The following is a 4,942-nucleotide window of genomic DNA, read 5'->3' as shown; positions in this document are numbered from 1 at the left end:
GCTCCAATATTGTCATCATAACCACTTAAAACAGTGTTTTCATGATTATCTTCACAAAATTCTGCCGAAGCATTGTTTACTGATGGAGCTGCATTAATAGTGATTGCCAACTCTGCAGGGCTGTCACATTCGTCTTCATTTGTAACTGTAGCATAATAAGTATGAACTCCTACTGATAAATTACCGGTTTCGGTAACAATCAAAGTGCGATCAGAATCACTATACCAAACTACATCTTCGTCTGCCTCTGCTCCAATATTGTCATCATAACCACTTAAAACAGTGTTTTCATGATTATCTTCACAAAATTCTGCCGAAGCATTGTTTACTGATGGAAGTGGATTCACAATCAAACTCGCCGTACAAGGAGGGACTGAAGTAACTCCATAATTAGTAGTAACAAGCGTTAAGGTATAATTACCAGGCGGTGGATTAACCACGGTTACCGTTTGTGTATTGGCATTTAATAATGGTGTACTTGGAGAAATAGACCAAGCATACGTCATACCAGCAGCGACAGGACCACTAAACGTAGGGTCTGCATCACTATCACAAATAGTTCTTGCTTGCGGTGCAATGGTACATGGTGGCGGAGGAATAACGATATCCCCTGCTTTAATTTGATTGTCCATAGAACCTAATGAGGCACCATCAAGCATATCCAATTTAAAGTGATAAGGACCACCGCTAATAGCTCCCGCACCGAGTAGATTACCATATCCAACACCTACAAAACTAGGAAATTCATTCCCTAGAGCAAGGTGACCGGCAAATAGAATTAACATTTTGGTAGAAGTTGACTCCCAACGCAATTCATATTCAGCATACGATTCCGAAGCATCAGTATATCTGATTAAAACTAATTGAGCATTAAGAATAGGTTGATCCCCATACAACTGAACACCTCTTTTTCCTGGGCCAACACCTGGTGATGCATCATAGGCTGCTACTCTGTCACCAATATTGGCACCTAGCAGTAAAACGGCACTGGTAGGACTTGTTCCTCCTGCTCCATAAATACCACTTGTAACTTGTGTACTAACAATTTTATTAGCAGCTGGACCATTGTAAAGAGCTTGCATCTCAGCTGCGGTTAATGCCGAGCCTATCGCTGCTCCCCAAACAGAGACATTAAACCCATTGGGACCAGAAATTCCTGAATCTCCAGGAGACATAACATCAAAATCTAACAATGCTTGGTCATAACTGGTGATAAAATCGTAGGCATGATGCCCTCCTTTAGTTGCCAAGTGACTCAATGTAAGCGTGTGTCTGTTCAAATTTGTTGCAGGAATATTTTTTAAATCAACTCGCTGTAAGGTAGAACTCCCTTCGTAGTATGTAGAGTTACTTTGCTGTAAAATACCCTCTTGCCATTTTTCCACAGGATTATTGGCAAATTGCTTGAAGTCCTTACTCAAGTTTTGAGCTTGCACATTTATTCCAACCAAGAGAAGTAAACCAAGGCAGAAACAGTATTGTAAACTCTTCTTATAGTTCGAAGTAAAGTTTAAGTCAAAAAATATATTTTTTATTACATTTTGAAAATTAGAACACCAATCACCAAACACCTCCGTTAGTCTGTTCCAGGAGGAACCACTAACTTTCTGGGTATTTTCACTATTAAATAATATAAATCTTTTCATAATAATATAGTTTTTAGACCATATTATAAGTAGAGTTCAGATAGAAGAGAGCTTTAAATAAATTTGAAAACTTTCCAATCATGAATTGAAACATTAAGATTGTTCAAAATAAAGAAAAAAAAGAAAATTGTTGATTGATTTATGTGGAAGTATTATTGCTCGTGGCAATCACAATGAAATCATAGAACCATCTAATATATGTGGAGGTATTATTGCTCGTGGCAATCACAACTAACCATAAAACCGTCTAATATTATGTGGAAGTATTATTGCTCGTGGCAATCACAATTAACTATAGAACAGTCTAATAACCTTACTAAGGTTTATTGGCACAAATATAACACTATTTTTAGTATCGTTTTAACAAATTAATAACGTTTTTAAAAATTTAACAATTTTAACAATACATTGATTACTAATTAGTTATAAAACTAAATTATTCTTTTAAATTTAATTTTATTGGAATAAAAAGTGATGATTTTTATCCTCCTTACTTTGAATGGAGTTGAGATGCTTCGAGTCTCAGCATGCCAACTTTGTGTGAGTAAATTGTATGACTATTTTGCGCATAATTATCCGTTCAACTATCCGTCCAATTGTCAGATAGTCACATAAAAATAATATACACTTGAGCACAACGAACTGACGAAGTAAATTTTTAAATAATAGTAAGATTTCCATGCTATTTGTTAATAAAATTTTAAATATATTAAAAATACAAACAATTGATATACAGATTATTAGAGAATTTTTTTATTAATTTTATCTAAATATAAAATATAAAATATAGCGTAAATCTTATAAACTAAAAAAAAGTATGTATTTCATCGATTTTTTTGTTAATTTCATCGGTAAATAGTTTTAACTGTTTAATTTTGAGCCAGTTAATAAGAAATAATGATTATGAAAAATTTAATTTGTGCTGCTCTATTATTTATCGGAACCTTTGGAATTGCCCAAGACAAAAATGCATTATGGAAAAAAAGTAATGCAAATGAAACTTCCGAAAGAATTACTAAATCTCACTTACCACAAAAAAATATTTTCGATTTAGATTTACCAGCTATGAAGAAGATGTTGGCAAAATCTCCCAAAAGAGATATTTCCAATAGTACTTCCAACACAATCATTACATTACCAAATGGAGAAGGTAAAATGGAAAACTTTAAAGTTTACGAAAACTCCGTTATGGCTCCTGAATTAGCGGCTAAATATCCTGAAATTAAATCATATGTTGCGGTTGGAATTGATAATCCTAATGCACGTGCTTATTTCAGTAATTCTCCGATAGGATTTAAATCAATGACCTTATACCCAGGCAAATCAACCGTTTTTATAGAACCTATAACTGACGATTTAAAAACGTACACTATTTATAAAAAAGATGAAAAAGATGAAACTTTGAATCAATTTGAGTGTAGCGTAATTGACGAGGCAATAAGAACTGATAAACTTAATACTACCAATACTACTTATGCAAGAGGTGCAGATGATGGTAAACTAAGGACCATTAGATTAGCTTTGTCTTGCACAGGAGAATATGCTGCTTACTTTGGAGGCACCAAAGCTGGTACATTATCAGCAATGAACAATACCATGACTCGAATTAACGGTGTTTTTGAAAAAGACTTTGGGCTAAAACTTATACTTATTGCAAATAATGATGTTATTATTTATACTAATCCTTCAACTGACCCTTATTCCATTGATACAAGTAAATCCAATTGGAGAAGTGAGCTTAAATCAAATTTAAATTCATCAATTGGTTTAGCAAATTATGACATTGGTCATTTATTTGGAATGTCTAGTGTCAATGCAAGTAGTGGTGATGCTGGATGTGTTGGATGTGTTTGTAGTGACTTTAACAAGGGTTCAGGCTATACATGTGCCAACCCAATAAGCTATAGTGGAGACACTTTTGATATTGATTTTGTAGCTCACGAAATAGGACATCAATTAGGAGCCAATCATACTTTTACTTACATTGGTGATAATCCTTACGCTCAAATTGAACCTGGTAGTGGCTCCACAATCATGAGCTACGCAGGTGCTACAAGTAAAGATATTGAATTCCATTCTGATGCCTATTTCCATGCAATTAGCATTCAACAGGTTACTGACAATATCAAAGCTAAAACTTGTTCAGTTATCATTTCAACTGGAAATGCTGCACCAGTAGTTAATGCGGGTTTAGATTATACTATCCCAAAAGGAACTCCATTTATGTTGACAGGTTCTGCCACTGATGCCAATACAGATGATGCGCTAACCTATAGCTGGGAACAGATGGATTTAGGATCTGCTACAACAACTATTCCAAGTCCTACTGCTACTACAGGGCCTCTTTTCAGATCATACCCTTCAAGCACTTCTGCTACAAGATACTTTCCTAAAATGACTTCTATTTTAGGAGGGTTGACAACTACCCTTGGAAAAGAGATTGTTTCAGAAGCATTACCAGGAGTTGCCCGTACCTTAAACTTCCGTTTAACTGTTCGTGATAATCGTCCTGGAGGTTCTGCTAACAATACTGATGATGCAGTTGTAACTGTGGATGGAGTTGCCGGACCTTTTACAGTAGACACTCAAAATACTGCTGCATCTTATGCCGTTGGGACTATACAAACTATCAACTGGACTGTTGCTGGTACCAACGCTAATGGAGTAAACTGTGCTAATGTGGACATTTTATTATCTACAGATGGCGGACAAACATTCCCAACCACTTTGCTTGCAGGAACTCCTAATGACGGTTCACAAAGTATAGTAATTCCAAATGTACCAGGAACAACTAACAGAATTATGGTTAAAGGAAGTAATCACATTTTCTTTGATGTTAACAATGCTAACTTTACTATTACTGGTTCTGTTTCAGCTGATACTACTGCTCCTACAGCTTCAACGCTTTCTGCTTCGGGAACAACTACTTCAAGCACTAATTTGTCTTGGACTGCAGCTTCTGATAATACTGGTGTTACTGGTTATAATATATATCAAAACGGAGTATTGAAAACTACCACTACTGCTACTTCATTGGCTGTATCTGGTTTATCGGCTTCAACAGCTTACAATTTCTATGTGAATGCTAAAGATGCAGTTGGAAACGTATCTTCTGCAAGTAATACTGCAAACATTAGTACACTTGCTTTGACAGACGCCACTGCTCCTACAGCTTCAACGCTTTCTGCTTCGGGAACAACTACTTCAAGTACTAATTTGTCGTGGACTGCGGCTACTGATAATGTAGGAGTTACTGGTTATAATGTATATCAAAACGGAGTATTGAAAACTACTAC

The 4,942-nt window shown here is 35.5% G+C and carries 2 protein-coding genes; one reads left to right on the top strand and one right to left on the bottom strand.

Annotated elements, in window-relative coordinates; translation table 11 throughout:
- On the bottom strand, nucleotides 1–1,421 hold a 1,421-nt coding region (locus BM053_RS12075; protein WP_143076494.1), incomplete at its 3' end, for a hypothetical protein.
- Nucleotides 1,422–2,549: 1,128 nt separating this feature from the next.
- Here BM053_RS12075 and BM053_RS12070 point away from each other — a divergent pair.
- A partial coding sequence (locus BM053_RS12070) for a reprolysin-like metallopeptidase (RefSeq protein ID WP_143076493.1) occupies nucleotides 2,550–4,942 on the top strand: 2,393 nt, incomplete at its 3' end.

The sequence above is a fragment of the Flavobacterium swingsii genome, assembly GCF_900111965.1.
In the GTDB taxonomy this organism is placed as follows: domain Bacteria; phylum Bacteroidota; class Bacteroidia; order Flavobacteriales; family Flavobacteriaceae; genus Flavobacterium; species Flavobacterium swingsii.
The sequence above is the reverse complement of the archived record's forward strand: the minus strand, read 5'-3'. Positions and strand labels throughout refer to the sequence as shown.